Source organism: Kitasatospora sp. NPDC051984 (assembly GCF_044593455.1).
Taxonomy (GTDB): Bacteria; Actinomycetota; Actinomycetes; order Streptomycetales; family Streptomycetaceae; genus Kitasatospora.
This window is the reverse complement of the sequence record NZ_JBIUCB010000041.1, coordinates 15952-38865: the sequence shown is the minus strand read 5'-3', so window position 1 is coordinate 38865 and position 22914 is coordinate 15952. Positions and strand designations below refer to the sequence as shown.

Genomic DNA, 22914 nt, shown 5'->3' with positions numbered 1-22914 from the left:
GACACACATGGCGGCGATCTTCGCGAACACCTCGATGGCGAAGATCACCGCCAGCCCATCACAACACGCAGTTGATCAATTACCCAACACTTTCTTAGTCGGTCCGGCACTGCGTCACCCGCCAGAGCCGGCGCGGAAGATCGCCCTCCTCGAACGGCTCGACCTCGGCCGGGTCCCAGCCCTCCACGAGGCGGTCCACCAGTTCCCGCGAGAAGAAGTGGACGGCGGAGCCGCCGTTCTCCCAGATGTCGTCGCCGTGGCCGATCCCGGCCCCGTAGTGCGCATCGCCGGTGTGCCGCACGGTGTACACCAGCACGCCTCCTGGCCGCAGCACCCGCCGCACCTCCCCGACCAATGCCTCCAGCTCCGCCGTGGACAGCGCCATGCATAACAGCATGTGCGCGTACACCGTGTCGACGGACGCGTCCGGCAGGTCCAACGGCTGGCGGACGTCCTGCACCACGGTGGTCACCGTCAGACCGTCGGCGGCGGCCCGCTCGCCGAGTTGGTCGAGGGCGACGGGGCTGAAGTCGGCTGCGGTGACCGTGAAGCCCCGGCGGGCGAAGAACAGGGCGTCGCGCCCGTGGCCGGCGCCCAGTTCCAGCACGGTTCCCCCGGGCGTGGACACCGTGGCGGCGTACTCCGCCGACTCCGACGGCTGGTCCCCGTACATGCCGGGGTGCTCGGAGTACGTGCGCTCCCAGTGCTCGCGCTGCGCCCGCGCCAGTGACTTGTCCATCTGCTTTCTCGCCTTCCGTCCTGTAGCCGCCCGTCAACCGTCCGACCTGCTCTGCCCGACCTGCTCTGCCCGGCCGGCTCTTGCTGACCGACTCCCCCGAGTTGCCGGCCGCCGCATCGAAATGGCCGCTGCCGACCCCGGTGACCTGCCGGTCCATCCTGCCGTGGGATGCTCGTGGCCATGAATTCCGCCCCGCGAAACCCGATCGGCGCCCATGTTCCAGTTGCCGGAAAGGGTCTGGCGGGGACGGGGCTGGCCTACGCCGAGAAGGTCGGCGCGGAGGCAGTGCAGGTGTTCGTCGCCAACCCGCGTGGGTGGGCCACTCCGGCCGGGAATCCAGCGCACGACCTGGCGTTCCGCACGGCCTGCGCCGAGCAGGGCATCCCGGCCTACGTCCACGCGCCCTACCTGATCAACTTCGGCTCCGATTCGGCGGCGACCCGCGAACGTTCGGCCGAGTCGCTGACGCACTCGCTGCACCGCTCGGCGGCGATCGGCGCGCTCGGTGCGGTGGTTCACACGGGTTCGGCACTGTGCGGCACTCGCGAGGAGGCGCTGGCCCAGGTTCGCGCGCAGGTCCTGCCGATGCTGGACGGACTCGACCGGTACGGGAACGACGCGCCCTGGCTGCTGCTGGAACCGACAGCGGGGCAGGGCAGCTCGCTGTGCGCCCGGATGGAGGACCTCGCCGCCTACCTGGACGCGCTCGACCACCACCCGTTGGTCGGCGTCTGTCTGGACACCTGCCACGCCTTCGCCGCCGGTCATGACCTGGCCGCCCCGGGCGGGGTCGACGAGCTCTTCGACGCCCTGCACCGGGCGGTCGGCCCGGACCGGCTCCGGCTGATCCACGCCAACGACTCGCAGGACGTGGCCGGCGCCCGCAAGGACCGCCATGAGAACATCGGTGCCGGTCACATCGGCGCCCCCGCGTTCCAGGCCCTGCTGGCGCACCCGGCCACCGCCGGCGTCCCGCTGATCATCGAGACCCCGGACGGCCGCCACGACCCCGAGCGCATCGAAGGCGTCCGGCACGCCGCCGACATCGCCCTACTGAAGCAGCTGCGCCTCCCCACCACCTGAGCGCCCACCGACTGACCGCGCTGCCGCCCAAGCCCGCACCCGCCCCCGCCCCCGCCCCCGCCCGGCCCCTCGCAAACGCCCCGGCCCGGGCGCCGGTTAAGCTCCCCGAGTGCCCGCCCCGCAGCCGACATCCGGCCCCACCGCGCCACTCCCCGCCGACGCCGACGCCAGCACCACCGCAAGCACCGTCCCGGACACCCGCACCGAAGCCGACGCACCGAACGCGCCCGCACCGCGCCCGCGCCCGCACCGCCACGCGCTGCTGCGCCTCGGTCTGCTCGCGGCCGTCCTCGCCGCCGCAGCGGCCTCGCTGCTGCTCTGGGATCCGACGGCGGTGCTCGCGGCGGCGGCCGGTCCGTGGCGGATGCCGATCGCGTTGGCGGCCTACGCCTTCGGCACGGTGGCGTTCCTGCCTCGCCCGGCGTTGAACGCAGGGATGGGGTTGTTGTTCGGTTCGCTGTGGGGCGTGCCGCTGGCGGTCGCGGGGTCGGCGATCGGCGCGATCGCGGCGTTCGCCCTCGGCCGGTCGCTCGGCCGGGAGGCGCTGCGGCCGCTGGTGCGAGGCAAGGTGCTGACCGAGATCGACCGCCGGCTGTCCGAACAGGGCTTCCGCAGCGTGCTGTTGGTGCGACTGTTTCCGGGGGCACCGTTCCAGGCGGGCAACTTCGCGTGTGCGTTCTCGGGAGTCCGGTTCTGGCCGTACCTGGCGGCAACTGTGCTCGGAGTGGTCCCCACCACGGCCGCGTACGTCATCGCGGGGGCCAGCGCGAGCTCGCCGGGATCCCCGGCGTTCCTGATCTCGGCGTCGGTGATCGCCGCGATGTGCGTGTTCAGCGCCGTCTCGCTCTGGCGGGCCCGACCTCGCCGCTCCGCCTGACCGCCGCTCCGCCTGACCGCCTGACCGCCTGACCGCCTGACCGCCCAAGCATCACGCTGCCGCCGACGCCAACACCGCTCCCGAGCCGGACCGGCACCCGGCCGCACGCCACATCCGCACACACGTCAACGTCCCGGCGCCGCACCGGAGAACGAGTGCGGCGCCGACCATCCGACTACCGCTCGATCTCCGGCGACCATTCACCCACCAGCCGCAGCCACACCGTGTTGACGACCATCAGCGCACCGAGCCAGATCGCCCAGCCCGAGTGGCCGGTGACGGCCAGCAGGGCGACCGAGCCGCCCCAGATCAGCAGTTGGACGCCGTACCAGGCCACCGCCGAGTCACGCACGGGCCGTCTCGGTGCCGCATAGCGCCCCCACAGCACGGCCGCAGCCACCGGCAGGGCGAGCGCGATCAGCACCCGCGCCACCACGGGGCCCCCGTGCCAGAGCCCGTAGCCACCCACCGCCAACGCGGCCAGTGAGGCCAGCTCCAGCAGCAGACGTAGCGTCAGCTGGAACCCCGTCATCACCTTGCGCACAACGACACCCCACCCGAGTCGACCAGCACTGAACATCAGATCATCGCACCGCGCAACGCCTCTGTGCCCGCACACCACCGCCCAGCTCCGGAAAACGGCTCGCCCCCTACGCCGACCCGCCCCCACCATGGCGGCATGACGAACACCAGCGGCTCCCCTGCCACCGCCCGCGTCAGCCCGGCCTTCGCCTCCGACGAAGCGACCATGCTCAACGCCTGGCTGGACTTCCACCGCGCCACCCTCGCCCTCAAGTGCGAGGGTCTGACACCGGACCAGCTCCGCGAACGGTCCTGCCTTCCATCGCCAATGTCGCTACTGGGGCTGGTCCGGCACATGGCGGAGGTGGAACGGCACTGGTTCCGGCTGTATCTGAACGGCGAGGAGCTCGGGCCGGTCGGCCGGTACTGGACCGAGGAGTTCCCGGACGGCGACTTCGACCTGGTCGACTCCGCGGATCCGGTGGCCGACACCGCCGCCTGGCAGCAGGACGTCGCCTACGCCCGCGCCGCGGTCGAGGGCGTCTCGTTGGACACGGTGGCCAGGCGCCCCTGGCGCGGCAACGAGGTGACGCTCCGGTGGATTCTGTTCCACATGGTCGAGGAGTACGCCCGGCACAACGGCCACGCCGACCTGATCCGCGAGCGGATCGACGGCGCGACCGGCGAGTGACCGCACAAACCCCGGCTCGCCAAAGGCCCCCGACCCGGCCGAGCCACACCGAAACCACGACACACACGCCCAAACCACGACACACACGACACACGCGACACGCCGGGGACAGAACCGAGAACCCGCGGCCGAAATGAACCCCATCAGGTGACGCCGTTACACGATTGTTGACACTCAGTCAACTGCCCTTAGGTCCCCACCGATAGTGTCGTTGGGCGCAACCGTTCACCGACCGCCTGCGTCGTTACGAATATCCGAGTAAGCACGGATATTCGCCCGCGCCACAACCGTGGGGCGGGCACGTGCGGGCACTTCCGCGGTGATCAGTGCGATACTCGGACAGTTCCAACAAGTGGATGACGTGTCAAAACGACTCGTCGTCCCCCGGGGGACGAGTACGGAACGAGACAGGGAGGCGCGGTTAATGGGAGCACTTCGCGACGAGCACCACAACGGGTGGCTTATGCCCTCCGGTAGCTACCCGGCCGCGATGTACGAGGAATCGTGGGACGGCGAGGAGACGCTGCCGAGCGGGCAGATCGGGCCGTCCAAGATCGTCTCGCTCCGGCCCACCGGGTTCGAGGCCGCCCGCACCGTCGGCGAGCACATCCGCGCCGCCACGCCGGTGGTCATGGACCTCACCGAGATGAACGACGCCGAGGCCAAGCGGATGGTCGACTTCGCATCCGGTCTGATCTTCGGCACCCGAGGCGGCATCGAGCGGATCGCCCGCCGGGTGTTCCTGCTCACGCCGGCGGACGTCGAGGTGATGGTCATCGACCGCCCGCTCGACGAGACCGGCTTCTACAACCAGAGCTGACCTCACCGGGCAGCCCAGCGGGCCCACGCCCGACGGCACAACCCCAAAGCACGCCCCAGAAGACCCCGCGCCCCGCGCGGGGTCTTCTGCGTGCGTCCCCAAGCTCCCCGCAACCCGCACCCCACCACCCCATCGAAACCAAGACACCGAGCCCAAAACCCGAGCCCGAGCCCGAACCCAGCCCCGAGACCCCGAGCGCGAGACCCACAGCTCCAATGTGAGACATCAATGTCTCACTTGCACTATGCTGCTCTCATGGCAACCGACCGCGACTCCGTCCTCGAGGCAGCCGTCGGCGTCCTCTCCCGACGCCCGACGGCCCATCTCGACGAGATCGCCCGCGCCGCCGGCATCAGCCGCGCCACTCTGCACCGGATCTTCCCGGGCCGGGAGGCCCTGATCCGCGAGGTGGGCGCGCTCGGCCTGCGCCGGTTCGCCGCCGCGCTGGACACCGCGCGGGTGGAGGAGGGCAACGCCGAGGCGGCGCTGCGCCGACTGGTGGATGCGGTGGTGCCGGATGCGGCGCTGTGCGCCTTCCTGGCCGGCGAGAACCAGCTGTACGACGATCCCGACATCAATGACCTCTGGGAGCTCCAGGACGCCCGGGTCCGCGCGCTGTTCCTGCGCGGGCAGCGGGAAGGAACGTTCCGGATCGAGCTCTCGGCCGGCTGGCTCAGCGAGGCGTTCTTCGATCTGGTGGCCGGCATCGGCTGGGCCGTCCAGGAAGGCCGGCTCGCCCCTCGCGAAAGCGCATTCTCGCTCGCCGAACTGTTCCTCGGCGGCGCTCTACGGAGACCTGATACCCAATGAGTTCCCCCCTCGCCGACCAGTCCACCCGGACCGTCCGGAACGGACGGTCCGGCCACCGCTGGACCGGTCTCGGCGTCCTCGTGCTCGCCGTCACCCTGGTGGCGGTGGACGCGACGGTGCTGTCCCTCGCCATCCCCTCGATCACCGAAACCCTCCGCCCGTCCGGCACCCAGCTGCTCTGGATCGGCGACATCTACTCGTTCGTGCTGGCCGGCCTGCTGGTGTCGATGGGCGCGCTCAGTGACCGGCTGGGCCGCAAGCGGGTGCTGCTGGCGGGGTCGGCCGCGTTCGGCGTGGCCTCGCTGTTGGCGGCGTACGCGCCGGGGCCGGGCTGGCTGATCCTGGCCCGGGCGCTGCTCGGTGTGGCGGGCGCGACGATCATGCCGTCCACACTGTCGTTGATCCGCTCGCTGTTCCCGGACGCCCGGGAGCGGGCGACGGCGATCGGCATCTGGGGTGCGGGCGCGACGGCGGGTGCGGCGCTGGGGCCGCTGGTGGGCGGGGTGCTGCTGGAGCACTTCTGGTGGGGGTCGGTGTTCCTGCTGAACCTGCCGGTGATGGCGCTGCTGCTGGTGTTCGGTGCTTGGCTGCTGCCGGAGTCCCGCGATCCGCGCCCGGGCCGCTGGGACATGCTGAGTGTGCTGCTGTCGATGGCGGGTGTGATCGGCGCGGTGTACGGGATCAAGGAGTTCGCGGCGCACGGCCTGGACACCTGGGTCACCCCGGCGACCTTCGTGCTCGGTGTGGCGGCGCTGGCGCTGTTCGTTCGGCGTCAGCTCCGCCTGGAGACCCCGCTGCTGGAGGTCCGGCTGTTCCGTGACCCGCGGTTCACGGCGGCGGTGGTGTCCTCGCTGATCAGCCTGATCGGGCTGTCCGGTGTGATCTTCTTCATGTCGCAGTACCTCCAGCTGGTACGCGGCTACTCGCCGCTCTCGGCGGGTGTCGCCGAAATGCCGGCCTTCGTCGGCTCGGTGGTGGGCGGCCTGCTCACGGCCCGGCTGGCTCGGCGTGCGGGTGCGCGCCGGGTGCTGACGGTCAGCCTGCTGGTGATGGGGCTGGGCATCGCGGCGCTGGGCATGGTCCGGGTCGACAGCACGTACCTGCTGCTCGGCTCGTCCTTCCTGGCGCTGGGTACCGCCGAGGGTGTGGTGTACACCCTCTCCTCGGACCTGGTGCTGGGTGCCGCCCCGGCCGACAAGGCGGGTGCCGCCTCGGCGGTGTCGGAGACGGCGTACGAACTGGGCGCGGCGCTCGGCATCGCCCTGGTCGGCTCGATCGTGACGGCGCTGTACGCCGGGGCCCTCACCGTCCCGGCGCACACGGACCCGGCCCTGGTGGACCAGGCCGGGCAGTCCCTCGGCGGCGCGGTGGAGGCGGCCTCGACGCTGCCCAGCGACCTCGCCAACCAGCTGCTGACCAGCGCGAACGACGCGTTCGTCCACGGCATCAACATCGCCGCGTGGGTCTCGGCCGCCCTGCTCCTGGCCTCCGCCGCCTTCGCCCGCCACCTCCTCCGGCCCCGGAGCCGCGCAGAAACCCCCACCAACGCCGAGACCGCCCACGAGCCGGTTCACCACTGAAACCGGCCAGGCCCGTCAACGGACAGCGTCAACAACTCGCGTCAACAAGTCGCGTCAACAACACCCGTCAAGGCTGCTCCCCCAGGTACGCCACCAACCGCTCGGTGTCCTGCGGGGTCCAGCCGTCGGGCGGGACGATCCTGGCCCAGGCCTCGACGGGCATCCGGCGGTAGCGGTGCCCGTGCCCGTCGGGCACCGCCTCGGAGGCCGTCAGGTCGAAGGTGACTTGCCAGAAGGTCACCAGGGGGTACCAGCGCATGGTCGGTGAGACGTCGTGGGCGCGCTGCCCGTTGAGCCAGGCGGGCCGGCTCCAGATCAGGGCGGGCTCCCACCACACCACGGGGTCGCTGCCGTTCTGCAGGTAGACCACCCGGGCCTGCGGCCAGGGCGCCTCGGGCACCGTGAAGTCGGAGGTCTGCTGGGCGAGGCGCACGGTGCGGCCGTCCTGGTGGACGGGCCGCCAGCCGCCCACGGCTGCCGGACGGTGCCGGGGCTGGTGGAGCGGTCCGTCAGCGCGGCGCCGCGTTCGGCGGCGCCGAGCAGGGCGCGCAGCAGGAAGCCCTGGACGAAGCCGGTCACGAGTACGACGGCGAGCGCGGCTGCCCCGGCGGCGGCCGCCCAGCCGGGAACGGCCCGGCCGAGAACCTCCCGCAGCGTCCGGGTGCCGAGCCGGACGCCCCGTGCGGCGAGCACCAGCAGCGCGCCGAGCAGCAGCGCGACCGGCAGCACCAGGGCCCACTGCCACCAGCCGATCCGCGGGTCGAGGCCGACGGCCCGCCGCAGGTCGCCCTGCCAGCGCACGCTCCAGGCGGTGATCGCGACGACGGAGCCGCCGCCGACGACGGCCAGCAGCCACCACCCGGCACGCCGCACGGCCGGCGAGGGAAGCAGCCCGCAGCGGCGGGCGACCATGCCGAAGGACGCGCCGAGTCCGTACCCGAAGAATGCGGTGATCGCCCCGGCGGCGGCCTGCAGCAGCCAGGGCCTGGGCAGCAGCGACGGTGTGAACGACAGGCAGTAGAACAGCACCGCCCCGACCAGCGCGCTCCAGCTCGGCAGCCGCCGTACGATCCGCTGTGCCCCCACCGGCATCGGCGTCCTCCCCGCGTTCCTTCGCCCGCCAGTCACCCGGCATACGTATCTCCCCACCGCCGTTGCCGATCTGACGCTCCGTCGGACTCCCCCCGAATGGCGCAGCGTCGCTGGCCGGAGGGGTTGCCCGGCTCCGACGATGGGGACGGAGAGCGGAGCGTTGGTTCCGCACGTCCGGGCGCGGGCCGACGGCTCGTCGGATCGACCGCGGCGCGCAGTGGCCGGCGCGGTTCTGAGCGAAAGGGTGCAGCGCGATGCGAGACGCGGACCAGAACAGTTCCGGCCAGGGGCCGACGCCCCGCCAGCCGCTGGTGCGCCAGGGCCGGGTCGGCCCGCCGGCCCGGCCGGAGCAGCCCGGACGGCGGCGGGTCCACCGCGGCGCGCGGCTGATGCTGGCGCTGGGCGCGGGCGCGGCCGGGATCGCGGTGATGGCGTCCTGCGGTGGCACGTCGGGCGAGGATCCGGTGCAGGCGGCGATGTCGACGTTCGTGGTGGGGACGGAGCGGTTCTCGGGCGAGCCGCCGTCCCCGCTCGGTTCGCTGCACTCGTCCGCGCTGGCGTCGGTGTCGGCGGCGCAGGCGTCGGCCTCGCAGCGGGCGGCGGAGTTCGAGGCGTCGGCCAACGCGCAGCTGGCGGCGGGCCGGGAGAAGGCGACGGCGGTGCTGTCGACCGTTCAGGGGTCGGGCAACGCGCTGGGCGATGTGACCCTGACCGGGATTCCGACCCAGACCACCGGCGATGTGTCGGCGGCGAAGGTGACGATCACCAACAGCACGCAGGAGACCCGCTCGTACGCGATCCAGGTGGACTTCACGGACCCCAACGGGCAGAGCGTGGACTCCTCGGTGGTGGGGGCGGAGAACGTCGCGCCGGGCGCGACCGTGAACCCGGTGGCGTTCTCCACCAAGGGCGCGGGCACCACGCTGACGCCGGTGGTGGTGAAGGCCCAGCGCTACTGACCCGCAGCGAGAGTCCGCTGAGTGCCCCTCAGCGCACTGTGCCCGCCGCTCGACCGTGATCGAGCGGCGGGCACAGTGCGCTGAGGGGCACTCAGTTGACCGACCGAAAAATGACGTCGTCGTAGTCCCAGGCGGGGTCCTCGGCGTCCGGCCAGCTCGCGGTCTCCACTTCGCTCTCGGGGCCGATGTCCGCGGCGGTGGGCCGGACGGCGAGTTCCTCGTCGAGCCGGTACTCCTCGCTGCGCTGCCGCTCGGTGCGGTAGTGGTCGGCGGAGTGCGGTTCGGCGGGGAACAGGTCGGTCCGGCCGGCGCCGACGGGGCGCAGGTCGTCGGGGGCGGGGTCGGTCTGTTCGGAGGTGCGTCCACGTTGCAGGGTCATGGGTCCATAGTGGTTCGACCGGCCGAGGGGGGCCCGGTGCCCGGCCGAAGTGCCCCCCGATCGGGTGTACGGGTGGTGCCGTCCTCCCGGGCCACCCGGTCGGCGGGTGTGGGCAACTCGTGCGACCGAACCCGGCTGGCCGCGGGCGGGTCGCGGCCATAGCTTCGAGGCGGCGGGCGCGCGCCAAGGCCGTCCGCGACCGCAACCCTTGGAAACCGGCTCTCCCTGATGACTCCTCTCTTCGCTCCGGCGCGCCCGCGCTCCCGCCTCGCCGCCGTCCTGCTCGCTTCCGCCGCCACCGTGCCCGCCCTGCTGGCCGTCAGTCCGGCGCCGCCCGTCTCCACCGTCCTGACGTCCGCTCTCTTCGCCGTCCCCGGCCACGTCCTCGTCCCCGTCCCGATCCCGGGCGCCGCGTTCGCCGGTTCTGCCCTTGCCGCGCGTCCGAACGTGGTTCACCTCGCGCCCGGTGCCTCGGTGCAGGCCGCCGTCGACGCGGCCCACCCGGGTGACGTGGTGGAGCTGGCCGCGGGCAGCTACCCGGGCAGCGTCACCCTCGCCACCGACGGGGTGACGCTGCGCGGGCAGGGCAGCCGCACCGTGCTGGTGCCCGACCCGGCGGACGGCAGCGCCTGCGCCAAGGCCGGCAACGGGCTGTGCGTGACGGGTGTGGCGGACGACAACGGGGCGCCGGTGCGGCCGGTGTCGGGCGCGGTGGTGGAGGCGCTGGCGGTGGCGGGGTTCGCGAAGAACGGGATCGCCGCCGCCGTCACCGACGGGCTGACGGTCCGCCGGGTGACGTCCCACGACAACGGCCTGCAGGGCATCAGCGTGGAGATGTCGACCCGCGCCACGGTGATCGACAACGAAGCGCGGGACAACGGCCAGGCGGGGATCTTCATCGCCAACTGGTTCGACCGCAAGGGCGGCGCGTTGGAGACCCGAGGCACCCAGGTGGCGGCGAACCGGCTGACCGGCAACCGGATCGGCCTGCAGCTGCGCCGGGTGCGCGACCTGACGGCGATGGCCAACCTGGTGTCCGGCAACTGCGGCGGCATCTTCGTGGTCGGCGACGACGGGGTGCCGCGGGCCGGTGCGCTGACCGTCACCGGCAATGTGGTGCGCGCCAACAACCGCTACTGCGAGCCCAATCCGCGCCTGGACTCGGTCCAGGGGACCGGCATCCTGCTGACCGGCACCGAGGACGTCGCGGTCATCCAGAACCTGGTCACCGACCACTCCGGCAACTCCCCGATGTCGGGCGGCATCGTGCTGTACCCGAGCGTGGTGGGCGCGCCGAACGCCCGCGCGGTCGTCACCGGCAACACGCTGAACGACAACCGGCCCACCGATCTCGCCGATCGTGACCAGGGCACCGGAGACTCCTTCACGAACAACCTCTGCAGTACTTCCCAGCCCGCCGGCCACTGCTGACCGGCCCTCCCGAGCCCTCCAGCCCCGACGAAAGGCCGCCGCGCCCATGACCTCCGCCCCGACCCGACCGGTCCCGCCGTCCTCCTCCCCCGCGGCGACCGCTCCGGTGACCACCACCCCCGCCGAACCCGTCACCGACCCGGCCGCCCGCACCGGTGTGCCGCCCGCGATGCTGCTCCGCGAGCTGGTCTTCGGCGCCGCCTGCGCCGGTGCGGTGCGCGCCGCCGCCAGTCTGAAGCTGGCCGACGCGCTCGATGAACAGCCCGCCACCGCCGAGGAGTTGGCGGTGCGGCTGGGCGTCGAGGCCGGCCCGCTGGAGCGCCTGCTGCGGGCCCTGGCCAGCTACGAGGTGTTCGCCGCCGCCGGTGACGGCCGCTTCTGCCACACCCCGCTGTCGCGTCTGCTGCGCTCCGACGAGCCGGGCAGCCTGCGCGACATCGCACTGTGGTGCACCGAGCCGTGGACCTGGCAGTCCTGGTCCCGGCTGGACGACGCGGTGCGCACCGGGCGCAGCGTGTTCGCCGACGCGTTCGGCAAGGAGTTCTTCCAGTACCTGCATGACGACGCGCCGGAGTCCGCGGCGCTGTTCAACCGGGCGATGACGCAGTCCAGCCGCCAGTCCGCGCAGGATCTGGCCGACTTCCTGGATCTGACGGGCGTCGCCACGGCCGCCGACATCGGTGGCGGTCAGGGCCAGGCGCTGGCGGCCCTGATGGAGCGCCAGCCGGGCTTGCACGGCACGCTGCTGGATCTGCCGAAGGTGGTCGAGCACGCCGATCCGCGGCTGTTGCCCGGTGGCGCGCTGGCCGACCGGGCGCGGCTGGTGCCGGGCGACTGCCGGGTGGCGATCCCGGTGCAGGCCGATCTGTATCTGGTGAAGAACATCCTGGAGTGGGACGACGAGTCGACCCGCCGCACTCTGCGCAATCTGCGTCAGGTGGCCCGCCCGGGTGCCCGGGTGGTGATCGTGGAGAACCTGGTCGACGATTCCCCGTCGATGCGTTTCACCACCGCGATGGACCTGCTGCTGCTGCTCAATGTCGGCGGCGCGAAGCACACCCTGGGCAGTCTGACCGCGCTGATCGAGGAGTCCGGCCTGCTGCTGAAGGCCGTCGCCCCGGTCAACCCGTACCTGCACGCCTTCACCTGCACGGTGCCGTAGCGGGAGAGCCGAAAAGCCGTCCGGACCACGTCGGTCCGGACGGCTTTTCCATCGCGAGAAGAAGGGCTACGACACCTCCGCGGCCATTTCGGCGACCAGCGCGGTGGTGTGCCGGCCGGCCCGGAAGCGCGGGTCGGCGAGGGTGCGGCGCAGGTAGTCGGTGGTGGTGCGCACGCCGGGGCCGTCGATGCGGAACTCGGCGAGGGCGCGGTCGAGACGGGCGATGGCCTGTTCACGGTCGGGTGCCCAGGCGATGGTCTTGGCGAGCAGCGAGTCGTAGTCGGGGCCGATCGGCCAGCCGGGGTAGGCGTGGGTGTCGACCCGCACGAACGGGCCGCCGGGCGGGACGAATTCGGTGAGCAGTCCGGGGGTGGGCAGGAAGCCGCGTTCGGGGTCCTCGGCGTTGACCCGGGCCTCGACGGCGGCGCCGCGCGGGCGGACGGCGTCCTGGCGGAGCGTCAGGGGTTCGCCGGCGGCGATGGTGAGCTGTTCGCGGACCAGGTCGATGCCGGTGACCATCTCGGTGACGGGGTGTTCGACCTGGAGGCGGCAGTTGACCTCCATCAGGTAGAACGCTCCGTCGGTGGCGAGCACGAATTCGAAGGTGGCGGCGCCGACGTAGCCGACGGCGAGGGCGCCGCGGACGGCGGCGGCGCAGATCTCGTGGCGCAGCGGGTCGGACAGGTTGGGTGCGGGTGATTCCTCGATGAGTTTCTGGTGGCGTCGCTGCACGGAGCAGTCGCGTTCGGCGAGGTGGACGGCGTTGCCGTGGCGGTCGCAGAGCACCTGGACCTCGATGTGCCGGGCGCCGTCGACGTAGTGCTCGAGGTAGAGCCGTTCGTCGCCGAAGACGGCGCGGGCGTGGGCGCGGGTCTCCTGGAAGGCGGTGGGCATGTCGGCGGGGTCGCGGACCACGGCCATGCCGCGTCCGCCGCCGCCGGCGACGGCTTTGAGGATGACGGGGTAGCCGGTGCGGGCGGCGATCTCGCGGGCTTCGGCGGGGCTGCGGACGGCGCCGGTGGAGCCGGGCAGGACGGGCAGTCCGGCTTCGGCCATCAGCCGGCGGGCGGCGGATTTGTCGCCGAGCTGTTCGATCACGTGCGGGGGCGGGCCGATGAAGGTGAGGCCGTTGGCTTCGCAGATCTCGGCGAAGTCGGGGTCCTCGGAGAGGAATCCGTAGCCGGGGTGGACGGCCTGGGCGCCGGTGAGCCGGGCGGCTTCGACGATGGACGGGATGTGCAGGTAGCTGGCTCTGGCGGCGGCGGGTCCGAGGTGGACGGCCCGGTCGGCGAAGCGGACCACCGCCGAGTCGCGGTCGGCGGTGGAGTACAGGGCGACGGTGCGGATGCCCATCTCCCGGCAGGTGCGGGCGATCCGCAGGGCGATCTCGCCGCGGTTGGCGATCAGCACGGTGGTGAACATGCGGGCCCCTTACGCGGGTTCGACGGCGATCAGGCGCTGCTGGAACTCCACGGCGGTGCCGTCGGCGACCAGGATCTCCACCACCCGGCCGGCGAGGTCGGCCTCGACGGGGCTCATCATCTTCATCACTTCGAGGATGCCGATGGGCTGGCCGGCGGTGACGGTGTCGCCTACGGCGACGAACGGCGGCGCGCCCGGCTCGGGCGCGTGGTAGAAGGTGCCGATCATCGGGGCGCACACGTGGTGGCCGGCTGCTTCGGGTTCCGCCTCGGGTTCCACCTCGGGGCTGGTCCGGTCCGGCGCACCTGACTCGTCCCATTCGATCTCGACGGCGGTGCCGAGGTGTTCGAGCCGGATCCGGCGGGGCGGCCGGGCACGGGTGCGGGCGAGTTCGGCGACGCTGCGGCACAGTTCGGCGAGGTCCGCGACCTGGTCGGGGCCGCCGGATCCGTCACCGGTGGGGGTGATCCGTCCGTGGGACGGCTGGTGTTTCACCTCGACGGTCATGGCTGGCTCCAATCTGCCGCGGCGGTGTCGGCGCCGTAGCGGTGGAAGCGGGCCCGGCGGGCGGCGCGCAGCCGGTCCGGGTCCCAGGGGATCAGTTCGCGCAGGGCCTCGGTGACGGCGGCTTCGAGCAGGTCGGCCGCGGCGGCGTGGTCCTGGTGGGCTCCTTCGGGCGGTTCGGGGACGATGCCGTCGACGACGCCGAGGCTGAGCAGGTCGCCGGGGTGCATGCGCAGCGAGGCGGCGGCGGTGGGCGCGGCCTGCGGGTCCTTCCACAGGATGGCGGCGCAGCCTTCGGGGCTGATCACCGAGTAGATGCCGTTGGCGCTGACCAGGACGCGGTCGGCGACGGCGAGTGCGAGGGCTCCGCCGCTGCCGCCCTCGCCGATCAGCACGGCGACGATGGGGACGGGCAGGCGGGCCATCAGGCGCAGGTTGTCGGCGATGGCGGCGGCCTGTCCGCCGGATTCGGCCTCGGGTCCGGGGTTGGCGCCGGGGGTGTCGATCATGGTGACCACGGGCAGGCCGAGTTTGGCGGCGAGCCGCATCAGCCGGTTGGCCTTGCGGTAGCCGGAGGGCTGGGCCATGCCGAATCGGCGGCGTTTGCGTTCGCCGAGGTCGGTGCCGCCCTTGTGGTGGCCGATCAGGACGACGGGGGTGCCGGCCAGGCGTCCGGTGCCGGCGACGATGGCGGGGCAGTCCTCGGTGAGCCGGTCGCCGTGCAGTTCCTGGAAGTCGTCGACCAGGCGGCGGATGTAGTCGAGGGTGCTGGGCCGTTCGGGGTGCCGGGCGAGGCGGACGTTCTGCCAGGGGTCGCGGTCGGCGAGTTCGTCGGCGGCGCGCAGGATGGCGGCGGGGTCGCCGGGGGGCCGGGGTTCGGCGGGGGGCCGCAGGCCGAGCAGCCGGCCGAGGACGGGGCGCAGGCCGATCCGGGGCACGACGTCGTCGACCATGCCGTGGGCGAGCAGGAATTCGGCGGTCTGGAAGCCGGCGGGGAGTTTCTCGCCGGTGGTCTGTTCGATGACGCGGGGTCCGGCGAAGCCCATCCGGGCGCCGGGTTCGGCGATGATGACGTCGGCGAGGGTGGCGAAGGACGCGGCGACGCCGCCGTAGGTGGGGTCGGTGATCACCGAGACGGTGAGGATGCCGGCTTCGTCGAGTTCGGCCATGGCCTGCGCGGTCTTGGCCATCTGCATCAGTGACAGCACGCCTTCCTGCATCCGGGCGCCGCCGCTGGCGGTGACCAGGACGAGTGGGGTGCGGCGGTCGAGCGCGACGGTGGCGGCGTGGGTGATGAGGGCGCCGACGGCGCAGCCGAGGCTGCCGCCGAGGAAGCGGAAGTCCATGACGGCGGCGATGCAGGGCTGGCCCTCGATCTGTCCGGCGGCGCACAGCACGGCCTCGTGCAGGCCGGTGTGGGCGCGGGCCTCGTCGAGGCGCTCCTGGTAGGGGCGGCTGTCGACGAAGCCCAGCGGGTCGTGCAGGGCGGGCACCGCTCCGAGGGGTTCGGCGGTGCCCGGGTCGAGGAGTTGGGCGAGCCGCTGCGGGGCGGTGAGCCGTCCGTGGTGCCCGCAGTCGGGGCACACCTGCAGGGTGCGTGCGTAGCGTCTGCCGTAGACCAGGCCGGCGCAGCCTTCGCAGCGCACCCAGTCCGCCGGTTCGCTCTGTTCGGCCACGGCGGCTCTCCCTTCCCTGTGCAACGGCGGGTGGTCAGCGGTCCCAGCGGTAGAACTCGTGGGCCATGGCGTCCTTGGGGCTGCGCCAGGTCGACGGGTCGTAGGCGTCGACGTAGACGGCGAGCCGTTCGCTGATGTCGCGGAATTCGGGGTGGTCGGTGTACTTGGCGACCTCGGGTCCGGGGGGACGTTCGGACTCGATCAGGTGGAGGTAGATGTCGCCGTACTGGAACAGGCTGCGGCCGTGGACGCCGATCAGCCCGGGCAGCGGGCCGCGGTCGGAGTCGGCGAAGACACCGGCGATGTGGTCGGCGGTGCCTGGCTTCATCCTGGCGACGATCAGGGCGCGGTGGGTGCCGGTCATCGGGCCCCGCCGGCGCGGTGTTCGACCTTGGCGCGGATCAGTTCCATCTGGACCTTGGAGTTCTGGTTGATGATGTCGGTCATCTGGAGGTCGTCGACAGGGGCGGTGGGCTTCATCGCGAAGTCCTGGATCCAGCGCATCCGGGTGCCCTGCGGGAGGTCCTCGTACTCCCAGCGGATCTCCATGAATTCGAACGGGCCGGGTTCGACGCGGCGGGCCCGGACGGCGAGCGCGTCGCGGTCGGTCTCGCGTTCGGAGACCCAGCTCCACACCTGGCCGTTGTCGTCGGGGTGCATGGTGAGCCGGAACTTCACCAACTGGCCCTGCCGTTCGAGGACTTCGACGGAGGCGTACTCGCTGAACAGCTGCGGCCAGTTCTCCAGGTCGTTGGTCATGTCCCAGACCAGGTCGACGGGGGCGTCGATGAGGATGGTGTTGTCGGTGTGTCCGGGCATCTCAGGCACCAGCTTTCACAGTGGAGTTGACGGTCTGCAGGAACTCGGCGACGGGGCGTCCGAGCAGTTCGGAGGAGTCGATGGAGACGCCGTAGCGGTTCTCCAGGTCGGCGAGGACGCCGAGCACCCCCAGCGAGTCCACGCCGAGGTCGAGGAACATGCAGCCCGGGTCGGCGAGGTCGTCGACGCTGACCTGGACGCCGGCCCGGGCCTTGATCAGGGTGGCGAGTTCCTCGTAGGTGATCTCGGATGCCATCTGTTGCTCCTAGCGGTGGGGTGGGGTCAGGCCCGGCGCAGTACCAGGGCGGTGTTGGAGCCCATCTGGCCGCGGCTGAGCACCAGGGCGGTGCGCAGTTCGGCGGGCCGCAGGTGACCGATGACCAGGTCGAGGCCGTACGGGCAGTCCTCGGTGTGCGGGGTGGGCGGGATCAGGCCCTGTTCGAGGGCGAGCACGGCGGCGGCCACGTCGAGGGCGGGGGCGCCGCAGTGGGCACGGCCGAAGCCGGCCTTGGGGGCGGTGACGGGGACGCGTTCGGCGTGTTCGCCGAGTGCGTCGGTCAGGGCGAGGGCTTCGGCGCGGTCGGCCTCGGGGACGCCGAGGGCGTCGGCGAAGACCACGTCGATCTCGTCGGGTGCGCAGTGCGCCTCGGCGAGGGCGCCGCGGATGGCGTGGGCGAGTCCTTCGCGGCTCTCGGCCCAGCGGGCGGCGCCGGTGAAGGTGGCGGTGTGGCCGGCGATCCGGGCCCGGGTGCGGGCGCCGCGCCGGAGGGCGGTGTCGGCGTCCTCGACCACGAACATGGCGCCGCCCTCGGCGGGGACGAAGCCGGCCGCGTCGGAGCCGAACGGCCGGTAGGCGCGGTCGGGGTCGTCGGTGGTGGACAGCCCGGGGTAGCCGAGTTGGCAGACCATCGAGTAAGGGGCGATGGGTGCCTCGGCGGCGCCGGCCAGCACGGTGTCGGTGCCGCGGCCGACGGCGCGGGCGGCGTGCGCGAGGGCGTCGAGGCCGCCCGCCTCGTCGGAGGCGACCACGCCGCACGGGCCCTTGAAGCCGCCGCGGATGGAGATCTGGCCGGTGGAGGCGGCGTAGAACCAGGCGATGGACTGGTAGGGGCCGACGTGGTGGGGTCCTTCGGCCCACAGGTGCTGGAGTTCGCGCTGGCCGAACTCGCCGCCGCCGGATCCCGCCGCGGTGACCACGGCGACCTGGAACGGGTCGTCGGGGTGGGACGTCAGGTCGGCGTCGGCCATGGCGAGTTCGGCGGCGGCCATCGCGAAGTGGGTGAATCGGTCGGTCTGCACCAGGTAGCGCGGCTCGACGTACTCCTCGGCGTCGAAGCCGCGCACCAGGCCGGCGATCCGCAGCGGAAGGTTCTCGCAGCCCTCGCGGTCGATCCGGGTGAGCGCGGAGCGGCCCTGGCTGAGCGCCTTCCAGTAGTCGTCGGCGCCGATGCCCTGCGGGGAGACCACGCCGACGCCGGTGATCACCGCACTACGAGTTCGGCTCATGCCGCCTCCGCTCTGCTCAGCACCACCGCGGACTGGAAGCCGCCGAAGCCGCTGCCCACCGACAGCACGTGGCGCAGCGGCAGTTCGCGGGCGGTGCGGGGGACGTAGTCGAGATCGCACTCGGGGTCGCGTTCGGTGTAGTTGGCGGTCGGCGGGACCACGCCGTGGTGCAGGGCGAGGGTGCAGGCGACCAGTTCGATGGCGCCGATCGCGCCGAGCGAATGCCCGACCATCGACTTGATGGAGCTCATCGGGGTGCGCCTGGCGTGCGCGCCGAGGGAGCGTTTGACGGCGGCGGTCTCGTGCCGGTCGTTCTGCTTGGTGCCGGAGCCGTGCGCGTTGACGTAGTCGATGGCGTCGCCGGGCAGCCGGGCGTGGGCGAGGGCGCGGTCGATGGCTTCGGACATCTCCACGCCTTCCTGGGTGAGTCCGGTCATGTGGTAGGCGTTGCCGAAGGTGGCGAAGCCGCCGAGTTCGGCGTAGATCCGGGCGCCGCGCCGCTTGGCGTGCTCCCATTCCTCCAGCACGAGGACGGCGCCGCCCTCGCCGAGCACGAAGCCGTCGCGGCTCTTGTCGAAGGGGCGGGAGGCGTGTTCGGGGTCGTCGTTGCGGGCCGAGGTGGCCTTGATGGCGTCGAAGCAGGCGACGGTGATCGGTGAGATCGGTGAGTCGCAGGCTCCGGCGACGATGACGTCGGCGCGGCCCTCCTCGATGGCGAGGGCGGCGTAGCCGACGGCGTCGAGGCCGGAGGTGCAGCCGGTGGAGACGGTCTGCACGGGGCCGTGCGCGCCGATCCGTTCGGCGACCGCGGAGGCCAGCGTGGCCGGGGTGAAGGCCCGTTCCAGGTGCGGCTTGGCGGGCCGGTGGTCGACGTCCCAGTGCTCGCCGCGGCCGCTGACCAGCACGTAGTCGGCTTCGAGCCGGGTGGTGCCGCCGACCGCGGTGCCGAGCGAGACGCCGATCCGCCAGGGGTCCTCGCGGTCGGGTTCGAGTCCGGCGTCGGCGATCGCTTCGGCGGTGGCGACCAGCGCGAACTGCACGTAGCGGTCGTTGCGGGCGATCTGGTCGGCGGTCAGGCCGTGTGCGGCGGGGTCGAAGTCGCACTCGGCGGCGATCCGGGAGCGGAAGCCGTCGGGGTCGAACAGGGTGATGCCGCGGGTGGCGGTGCGGCCGTCGGTGAGCAGCGTCCAGAACTGCCGGACGCCGATGCCGCCGGGTGCGACCACGCCGATCCCGGTCACCGCGATCCGGCGGTTCACGAGGCCGCCCCTGCCGGTTCCGGCGGCCCCGCTTCGGAGGTGCGCTGCTCCTCGGTGTCGACGTGGCCGAGTTCGGGGCGCGGCGCGAGCGGCCCGAGGTGGAAGACCATCCGGGCCTGGCCGCTGCCGACGTTGCGGAACCGGTGCTTCATGCCGATCGGGATCATCAGGCCCTGGTCGGGGCGCAGCGGCTGGGTCTTGCCGTCGAGGTCGACCTCGAGTTCGCCGGACATCACGAACACGAACTCCTCGGAGTACGGGTGGTAGTGCTCGCCGATCCGCTCCCCCGGTTCGACGATCGCCACCCCCATGAATCCGCTGGTGGCGCCGCACGCCGTCGGGGTGAGCATGGCCCGCAGGTCGCCGCCGCGCTTGCGGTTCGGGGGCGCGTCGTCGACGTGGACGACAGGTGGCATCTCGGTGGTCACGGTGGACTTCCTTCCGGGCGTGGGGATGTGCGGGACGGGTGGTCAGGCGTCGGCGGAGCGGCGGTCGGTGACCGGGGTCATGGTGCATTCGGCGAGCAGGTGGCGCAGGCCGTCGGCGCTGGGCACGGGGTGTTCGGCGGGGATGTCGGCGAGCTTGCCGAGCACCGCGGCGGCGCGCGGGCCGGCCACGCCGAGGGCGGTGGCGGGGTCGCTCGCGGGGTCGGTGAGCAGGTCGACCAGCCGGACCACCAGGTCGTCGCGGCGGTGGACGGTGGCGCGGACCAGCGGCGAGCCGGGGTCGGCGGCGGCGTGCTCGTCCTCGCCGGCCAGCAGTTCGGCGAGCGCCGCGCCGCAGCCGGGGCGGACCGGGTACAGGTAGGCGTGCCGCTGCACCGGGCCGGACTTGAGCGCGGCGTGGTGGTGGACGGCGGGGATGGCGGCGCGCTGGAAGAAGTCGCGGGCGGCCATCGGGTCGTCCAGGTCGCGGTGCTCCTCCAGGTACGGGTTGATGGCCTGTTCGACGGCCCGCACCTCGGGCTGCTGGGCGACGTGCCGCAGCGCGGCGACCAGGTCGCCGGCGACTTCGACGCAGCGCACGACCCGGTTGCCGCGCATGAACAGCGAGGTGCGCAGCAGCCGGGTGGTGTCGTCGACCCGGGCCTGCGGGGAGCGGTAGCCGGACAGCAGTTCGGCGGCCTTGGCCTCGGCGCCGGGCCGGACGGTGAAGCTGAGGGCGTGCCGGACCACGCCGTCGGGCCCGGGCCGGGGCGCGGCGGGCACGCCCGGGTGGTGTTCGCCGGGGCCCAGCGGGGCGGCGAGGCTGTCGATGGTGTGCGTGCCCTGGGTTTCGCGCAGCACGGTGTAGCGCAGTGAGCGGGTGTCGCGGACGCAGCCGTGCAGCGGCTTGACCATGTCGCGGTGGGCGGGGCTGTCGACCCAGGCGAGGAACGGCGGGGCGCTCTCCCATTCGCTGGTGATCAGCCAGCGGGACGGGTCGTCGATGGACTGGCAGAGCTGGTCGCTGATGTGGCCGGGGACGGCGGCCACCTGATGGCGGAGCAGTTCGTAGACGTCCAGGAAGTGGTCCTGGGCGCCGTCGTGGACGTCGAGCATCAGGACGACGCGAAGCCGGCCCGTGGCGGGCCGGCCGGTGGTGGTGGCGGTCTCCTCGGTTGTGGAGAGCAGGGTCATGGCAGCGGGATCCTGTCGTTTGTTCACATGGGTGCTCGGCCGGCCGGTCGTCGGGTCGGCGGGCGGGGCGTGGTTCGCACTCGATCGTCACGGGGGTGCGGGGGTGGCGCGAGAGTTCGCGGCCATCCGGGCGAAGCACCCTGCGTGGTCGTCGGCGGCGGGGGATGGTTGCGGGGTCTGGCGCATCCAGCGCCCCGCACGGATGGAGCAGGTCTGATGAACACACAGATGGCGGACCGGGTGCCGGTCCTGGTCGCGGGCGGTTCCCTGGTGGGGCTGTCGGCGTCCCTCTTCCTCGGCCGGCTCGGCGTGCCGCACCTGCTGGTGGAACGGCACGCGGAGACCTCCCGGCATCCGCGCGGGCGCGGCAACAACCTGCGGACCATGGAGCTGTTCCGCACCGCCGGGGTGGAGGACGACATCCGGGCGGCCGCGTCGGTGCTGGCCGACAACCACGGCATCCTGCAGGCCGAGACGCTGTCCGGCGGCGAGCAGGAGTGGCTGTTCCGGGAGATCGACCCGGGCGGGGGCCTGGCCAGATTCAGCCCGTCCTCGTGGTGCCTGTGCAGCCAGAACGACCTGGAGCCGGTCCTTCAGCGGCACGCCGCCGAACGCGGCGACGTGCGGTTCAACACCGAACTGGTCTCCTTCGAGCAGGACGCCGACGGGGTGACGGGGCGGCTGCTGGACCGGGCCACCGGCGAGGAACGCGAGGTGCGGGCCGACTATCTGATCGCCGCGGACGGGCCGCGCAGCCCCGTCCGGGAACGCCTCGGCATCGGACAGTCCGGGCGCGGCGACCTGTTCCACAACGTCAGCGTCACCTTCCGGGCCAAGCGGCTGGCGGACGTGGTGGGCGACCGGCTGTTCATCGCCTGCTACCTGACCGACCCCGCGGGCGCGGGCGCGCTGCTGCCGGTCGACAACCGCGAGAAGTGGGTGTTCCACCTGCCGTGGCACCCCGAACGCGGCGAGGCCGTCGAGGACTTCACCGACGCCCGTTGCATCGCGCACATCCGGGCCGCCGCCGGGGTCCCCGACCTGGAGGTGGAAATCACCGGCCGGGCCCCGTGGCACGCCGCCGAACGGGTCGCCGACCGGTACGGCGCCGGACGGGTGTTCCTGGTCGGGGACGCCGCCCACGAGATGCCGCCGACCGGCGCGTTCGGCTCCAACACCGGCATCCAGGACGCCCACAACCTGGCCTGGAAGCTCGCCGCCGTACTGGCCGGCTGGGGCGGGCCCCGACTCCTCGACTCCTACGAGAGCGAACGCCGCCCGGTCGCCGTGCAGACCGCGGCCCGGGCCGCGGCCCGCTCCGTCGAGCACCAGCACCCCGGATTCGACGCCGCACCCACCGGCGGGCCGCGCACCAACGTCCTGGCCGTCGCGCTCGGCTACCGCTACCCGGAAGGCGCGCTGGTCGGCGCGGACGCCACGGCGGGCGTCGTCCCCGAGCGATTCGCCGCCACCGGCGAACCCGGCACCCGCGCCCCGCACGTATGGCTGCGCGACGCCGCCGGCAAGCGTCTGTCCACCCTCGACCTGTTCGGCGGCGGACCGCTCCTGCTGGCCCCCGCCGGGGGCGGCGCGGCATGGCCGGAGGCCGCCCGGCGAGTGGCCGAGCAGACCGGGGTCCCGGTGCGCTGCCTCCTGATCGGCGAGGGCGGCGACCTGCTGCCCGAGCCCCCCGCCGACCTCCCGTCCGGCGCCCGCCCCACCGGCCCGGTCTCCCCCACCACCTGGCCCGAGGCGTACGGGCTGCACCCGGGCGGCGCCGCGCTCGTCCGTCCGGACGGGTTCGTCGGCTGGCGCGCGACCGGAGCCGTGGGCGACCCGGCCGCGGCACTGCTGGTCGGCGTGCGGGGGGTGGCCGGCCTGGCCTGACAGGGTGCGAAATCAGGGGCGCGTGGGAGGTACCCCCACGCGCCCCTGGTTTCAGTTATTGGCCGGCCTTGCGCAGT

25 protein-coding genes are annotated in these 22914 nt (G+C 72.7%); 10 read left to right on the top strand and 15 right to left on the bottom strand.

What is annotated here, in order from left to right; genetic code table 11:
• Window positions 1-94: 94 nt before the first annotated feature.
• Window positions 95-739, bottom strand: a complete 645-nt coding sequence (locus ACIHEI_RS36095; RefSeq protein WP_396609770.1) for a methyltransferase domain-containing protein — start codon at window positions 737-739, stop codon at window positions 95-97.
• Window positions 740-919: 180 nt separating this feature from the next.
• Between ACIHEI_RS36095 and ACIHEI_RS36090 the strand changes: the two genes are divergently transcribed.
• Entirely contained in the window at window positions 920-1822 is a 903-nt protein-coding gene (locus ACIHEI_RS36090; RefSeq protein WP_396609769.1) for a deoxyribonuclease IV, read from the top strand.
• Between the two features lie 109 nt (window positions 1823-1931).
• Window positions 1932-2699 carry a TVP38/TMEM64 family protein gene (locus ACIHEI_RS36085; protein WP_396609768.1) on the top strand — a complete coding sequence of 256 codons (768 nt, stop codon included), beginning with the start codon at window positions 1932-1934 and terminating at the stop codon, window positions 2697-2699.
• 175 nt (window positions 2700-2874) lie between these two features.
• Here ACIHEI_RS36085 and ACIHEI_RS36080 read toward each other — a convergent pair whose 3' ends face one another.
• Window positions 2875-3231, bottom strand: coding sequence for a YrdB family protein (locus ACIHEI_RS36080; protein WP_396609767.1), 357 nt, complete (start codon window positions 3229-3231; stop codon window positions 2875-2877).
• A gap of 147 nt (window positions 3232-3378) precedes the next feature.
• On the opposite strand from ACIHEI_RS36080, the gene ACIHEI_RS36075 reads away from it, so the two are divergent.
• From ACIHEI_RS36075 to ACIHEI_RS36060, 4 genes are all read left to right on the top strand, one after another.
• Complete coding sequence (locus ACIHEI_RS36075) at window positions 3379-3912, top strand: DinB family protein (protein ID WP_396609766.1); 534 nt, start codon at window positions 3379-3381, stop codon at window positions 3910-3912.
• Window positions 3913-4336: 424 nt separating this feature from the next.
• Window positions 4337-4732, top strand: coding sequence for a cell division protein SepF (locus tag ACIHEI_RS36070; protein WP_392954420.1), 396 nt, complete (start codon window positions 4337-4339; stop codon window positions 4730-4732).
• 255 nt (window positions 4733-4987) lie between these two features.
• Window positions 4988-5542: a TetR/AcrR family transcriptional regulator gene (locus ACIHEI_RS36065; protein WP_387641350.1), complete on the top strand. Its 555-nt coding sequence runs from the start codon at window positions 4988-4990 to the stop codon at window positions 5540-5542.
• Window positions 5539-7122, top strand: a complete 1584-nt coding sequence (locus ACIHEI_RS36060) for an MFS transporter (RefSeq protein ID WP_396609765.1) — start codon at window positions 5539-5541, stop codon at window positions 7120-7122. Before ACIHEI_RS36065 ends, ACIHEI_RS36060 begins: the two co-directional genes overlap by 4 nt.
• Window positions 7123-7189: 67 nt before the next feature.
• Here the strand turns inward: ACIHEI_RS36060 and ACIHEI_RS36055 are convergent, their stop codons facing one another.
• Both ACIHEI_RS36055 and ACIHEI_RS36050 read right to left on the bottom strand, forming a co-directional pair.
• Window positions 7190-7555, bottom strand: a complete 366-nt coding sequence (locus ACIHEI_RS36055) for an alpha/beta-hydrolase family protein (RefSeq protein WP_396609764.1) — start codon at window positions 7553-7555, stop codon at window positions 7190-7192.
• A complete protein-coding gene (locus tag ACIHEI_RS36050) occupies window positions 7438-8214 on the bottom strand; it encodes an alpha/beta-hydrolase N-terminal domain-containing protein (protein ID WP_396609763.1) in 777 nt (258 codons plus the stop codon). The genes ACIHEI_RS36055 and ACIHEI_RS36050 overlap by 118 nt, the downstream gene beginning before the upstream one ends.
• A 254-nt stretch (window positions 8215-8468) precedes the next feature.
• Here ACIHEI_RS36050 and ACIHEI_RS36045 point away from each other — a divergent pair, with 254 nt between their 5' ends.
• On the top strand, window positions 8469-9173 hold the full coding sequence (locus ACIHEI_RS36045; RefSeq protein ID WP_396609762.1) for a hypothetical protein: 705 nt from the start codon (window positions 8469-8471) through the stop codon (window positions 9171-9173).
• A gap of 91 nt (window positions 9174-9264) precedes the next feature.
• On the opposite strand, the gene ACIHEI_RS36040 is transcribed toward ACIHEI_RS36045, so the two are convergent.
• The gene (locus ACIHEI_RS36040; RefSeq protein WP_396609761.1) at window positions 9265-9552 is read right to left on the bottom strand and encodes a hypothetical protein; all 288 of its coding nucleotides are present in this window, start codon (window positions 9550-9552) and stop codon (window positions 9265-9267) included.
• A gap of 228 nt (window positions 9553-9780) precedes the next feature.
• Here ACIHEI_RS36040 and ACIHEI_RS36035 point away from each other — a divergent pair, with 228 nt between their 5' ends.
• Window positions 9781-10983 (top strand): nitrous oxide reductase family maturation protein NosD, encoded by a 1203-nt coding sequence (locus ACIHEI_RS36035; protein WP_396609760.1) that lies wholly within the window; start codon window positions 9781-9783, stop codon window positions 10981-10983.
• A gap of 169 nt (window positions 10984-11152) precedes the next feature.
• Complete coding sequence (locus ACIHEI_RS36030; RefSeq protein WP_396609771.1) at window positions 11153-12145, top strand: methyltransferase; 993 nt, start codon at window positions 11153-11155, stop codon at window positions 12143-12145.
• A 66-nt stretch (window positions 12146-12211) separates the two neighbouring features.
• Here ACIHEI_RS36030 and ACIHEI_RS36025 read toward each other — a convergent pair whose 3' ends face one another.
• Genes ACIHEI_RS36025 through ACIHEI_RS35980 form a run of 10 tightly spaced genes read right to left on the bottom strand, consistent with a single transcriptional unit; the run spans window position 12212 to window position 20950 of the window.
• Window positions 12212-13567, bottom strand: coding sequence for an acetyl/propionyl/methylcrotonyl-CoA carboxylase subunit alpha (locus ACIHEI_RS36025; protein WP_396609759.1), 1356 nt, complete (start codon window positions 13565-13567; stop codon window positions 12212-12214).
• 9 nt (window positions 13568-13576) lie between these two features.
• Window positions 13577-14074, bottom strand: a complete 498-nt coding sequence (locus ACIHEI_RS36020; RefSeq protein ID WP_396609758.1) for an acetyl-CoA carboxylase biotin carboxyl carrier protein — start codon at window positions 14072-14074, stop codon at window positions 13577-13579.
• The gene (accA, locus tag ACIHEI_RS36015; protein WP_396609757.1) at window positions 14071-15747 is read right to left on the bottom strand and encodes an acetyl-CoA carboxylase carboxyl transferase subunit alpha; all 1677 of its coding nucleotides are present in this window, start codon (window positions 15745-15747) and stop codon (window positions 14071-14073) included. Before accA ends, ACIHEI_RS36020 begins: the two co-directional genes overlap by 4 nt.
• Window positions 15748-15781: 34 nt before the next feature.
• Window positions 15782-16111 (bottom strand): TcmI family type II polyketide cyclase, encoded by a 330-nt coding sequence (locus ACIHEI_RS36010; RefSeq protein WP_387641319.1) that lies wholly within the window; start codon window positions 16109-16111, stop codon window positions 15782-15784.
• On the bottom strand, window positions 16108-16566 hold the full coding sequence (locus ACIHEI_RS36005; RefSeq protein ID WP_392954398.1) for an SRPBCC family protein: 459 nt from the start codon (window positions 16564-16566) through the stop codon (window positions 16108-16110). Before ACIHEI_RS36005 ends, ACIHEI_RS36010 begins: the two co-directional genes overlap by 4 nt.
• Window position 16567: 1 nt before the next feature.
• Window positions 16568-16822 carry an acyl carrier protein gene (locus ACIHEI_RS36000; RefSeq protein ID WP_392954396.1) on the bottom strand — a complete coding sequence of 85 codons (255 nt, stop codon included), beginning with the start codon at window positions 16820-16822 and terminating at the stop codon, window positions 16568-16570.
• Between the two features lie 26 nt (window positions 16823-16848).
• Window positions 16849-18072, bottom strand: a complete 1224-nt coding sequence (locus tag ACIHEI_RS35995) for a beta-ketoacyl synthase N-terminal-like domain-containing protein (RefSeq protein WP_392954394.1) — start codon at window positions 18070-18072, stop codon at window positions 16849-16851.
• Complete coding sequence (locus tag ACIHEI_RS35990) at window positions 18069-19331, bottom strand: beta-ketoacyl-[acyl-carrier-protein] synthase family protein (RefSeq protein ID WP_392954392.1); 1263 nt, start codon at window positions 19329-19331, stop codon at window positions 18069-18071. The genes ACIHEI_RS35995 and ACIHEI_RS35990 overlap by 4 nt, the downstream gene beginning before the upstream one ends.
• Window positions 19328-19759, bottom strand: a complete 432-nt coding sequence (locus ACIHEI_RS35985) for a cupin domain-containing protein (RefSeq protein ID WP_396609756.1) — start codon at window positions 19757-19759, stop codon at window positions 19328-19330. The genes ACIHEI_RS35990 and ACIHEI_RS35985 overlap by 4 nt, the downstream gene beginning before the upstream one ends.
• A gap of 42 nt (window positions 19760-19801) precedes the next feature.
• Entirely contained in the window at window positions 19802-20950 is a 1149-nt protein-coding gene (locus ACIHEI_RS35980; protein WP_396609755.1) for a SchA/CurD-like domain-containing protein, read from the bottom strand.
• Window positions 20951-21166: 216 nt separating this feature from the next.
• On the opposite strand from ACIHEI_RS35980, the gene ACIHEI_RS35975 reads away from it, so the two are divergent.
• On the top strand, window positions 21167-22837 hold the full coding sequence (locus ACIHEI_RS35975) for an FAD-dependent oxidoreductase (RefSeq protein WP_396609754.1): 1671 nt from the start codon (window positions 21167-21169) through the stop codon (window positions 22835-22837).
• The last annotated feature ends 77 nt before the right edge of the window (window positions 22838-22914 follow it).

What these genes read in the sequence shown, in the direction of transcription:
- ACIHEI_RS36095 (WP_396609770.1), bottom strand. Translation starts at nt 739, where the DNA reads ATGGACAAGTCACTGGCGCGGGCGCAGCGCGAGCACTGGGAGCGCACG.
- ACIHEI_RS36090 (WP_396609769.1), top strand. Translation starts at nt 920, where the DNA reads ATGAATTCCGCCCCGCGAAACCCGATCGGCGCCCATGTTCCAGTTGCC.
- ACIHEI_RS36080 (WP_396609767.1), bottom strand. Translation starts at nt 3,231, where the DNA reads ATGACGGGGTTCCAGCTGACGCTACGTCTGCTGCTGGAGCTGGCCTCA.
- ACIHEI_RS36075 (WP_396609766.1), top strand. Translation starts at nt 3,379, where the DNA reads ATGACGAACACCAGCGGCTCCCCTGCCACCGCCCGCGTCAGCCCGGCC.
- ACIHEI_RS36070 (WP_392954420.1), top strand. Translation starts at nt 4,337, where the DNA reads ATGGGAGCACTTCGCGACGAGCACCACAACGGGTGGCTTATGCCCTCC.
- ACIHEI_RS36065 (WP_387641350.1), top strand. Translation starts at nt 4,988, where the DNA reads ATGGCAACCGACCGCGACTCCGTCCTCGAGGCAGCCGTCGGCGTCCTC.
- ACIHEI_RS36060 (WP_396609765.1), top strand. Translation starts at nt 5,539, where the DNA reads ATGAGTTCCCCCCTCGCCGACCAGTCCACCCGGACCGTCCGGAACGGA.
- ACIHEI_RS36050 (WP_396609763.1), bottom strand. Translation starts at nt 8,214, where the DNA reads ATGCCGGTGGGGGCACAGCGGATCGTACGGCGGCTGCCGAGCTGGAGC.
- ACIHEI_RS36045 (WP_396609762.1), top strand. Translation starts at nt 8,469, where the DNA reads ATGCGAGACGCGGACCAGAACAGTTCCGGCCAGGGGCCGACGCCCCGC.
- ACIHEI_RS36040 (WP_396609761.1), bottom strand. Translation starts at nt 9,552, where the DNA reads ATGACCCTGCAACGTGGACGCACCTCCGAACAGACCGACCCCGCCCCC.
- ACIHEI_RS36035 (WP_396609760.1), top strand. Translation starts at nt 9,781, where the DNA reads ATGACTCCTCTCTTCGCTCCGGCGCGCCCGCGCTCCCGCCTCGCCGCC.
- ACIHEI_RS36030 (WP_396609771.1), top strand. Translation starts at nt 11,153, where the DNA reads ATGCTGCTCCGCGAGCTGGTCTTCGGCGCCGCCTGCGCCGGTGCGGTG.
- ACIHEI_RS36025 (WP_396609759.1), bottom strand. Translation starts at nt 13,567, where the DNA reads ATGTTCACCACCGTGCTGATCGCCAACCGCGGCGAGATCGCCCTGCGG.
- ACIHEI_RS36020 (WP_396609758.1), bottom strand. Translation starts at nt 14,074, where the DNA reads ATGACCGTCGAGGTGAAACACCAGCCGTCCCACGGACGGATCACCCCC.
- ACIHEI_RS36010 (WP_387641319.1), bottom strand. Translation starts at nt 16,111, where the DNA reads ATGACCGGCACCCACCGCGCCCTGATCGTCGCCAGGATGAAGCCAGGC.
- ACIHEI_RS36005 (WP_392954398.1), bottom strand. Translation starts at nt 16,566, where the DNA reads ATGCCCGGACACACCGACAACACCATCCTCATCGACGCCCCCGTCGAC.
- ACIHEI_RS36000 (WP_392954396.1), bottom strand. Translation starts at nt 16,822, where the DNA reads ATGGCATCCGAGATCACCTACGAGGAACTCGCCACCCTGATCAAGGCC.
- ACIHEI_RS35995 (WP_392954394.1), bottom strand. Translation starts at nt 18,072, where the DNA reads ATGAGCCGAACTCGTAGTGCGGTGATCACCGGCGTCGGCGTGGTCTCC.
- ACIHEI_RS35980 (WP_396609755.1), bottom strand. Translation starts at nt 20,950, where the DNA reads ATGACCCTGCTCTCCACAACCGAGGAGACCGCCACCACCACCGGCCGG.
- ACIHEI_RS35975 (WP_396609754.1), top strand. Translation starts at nt 21,167, where the DNA reads ATGAACACACAGATGGCGGACCGGGTGCCGGTCCTGGTCGCGGGCGGT.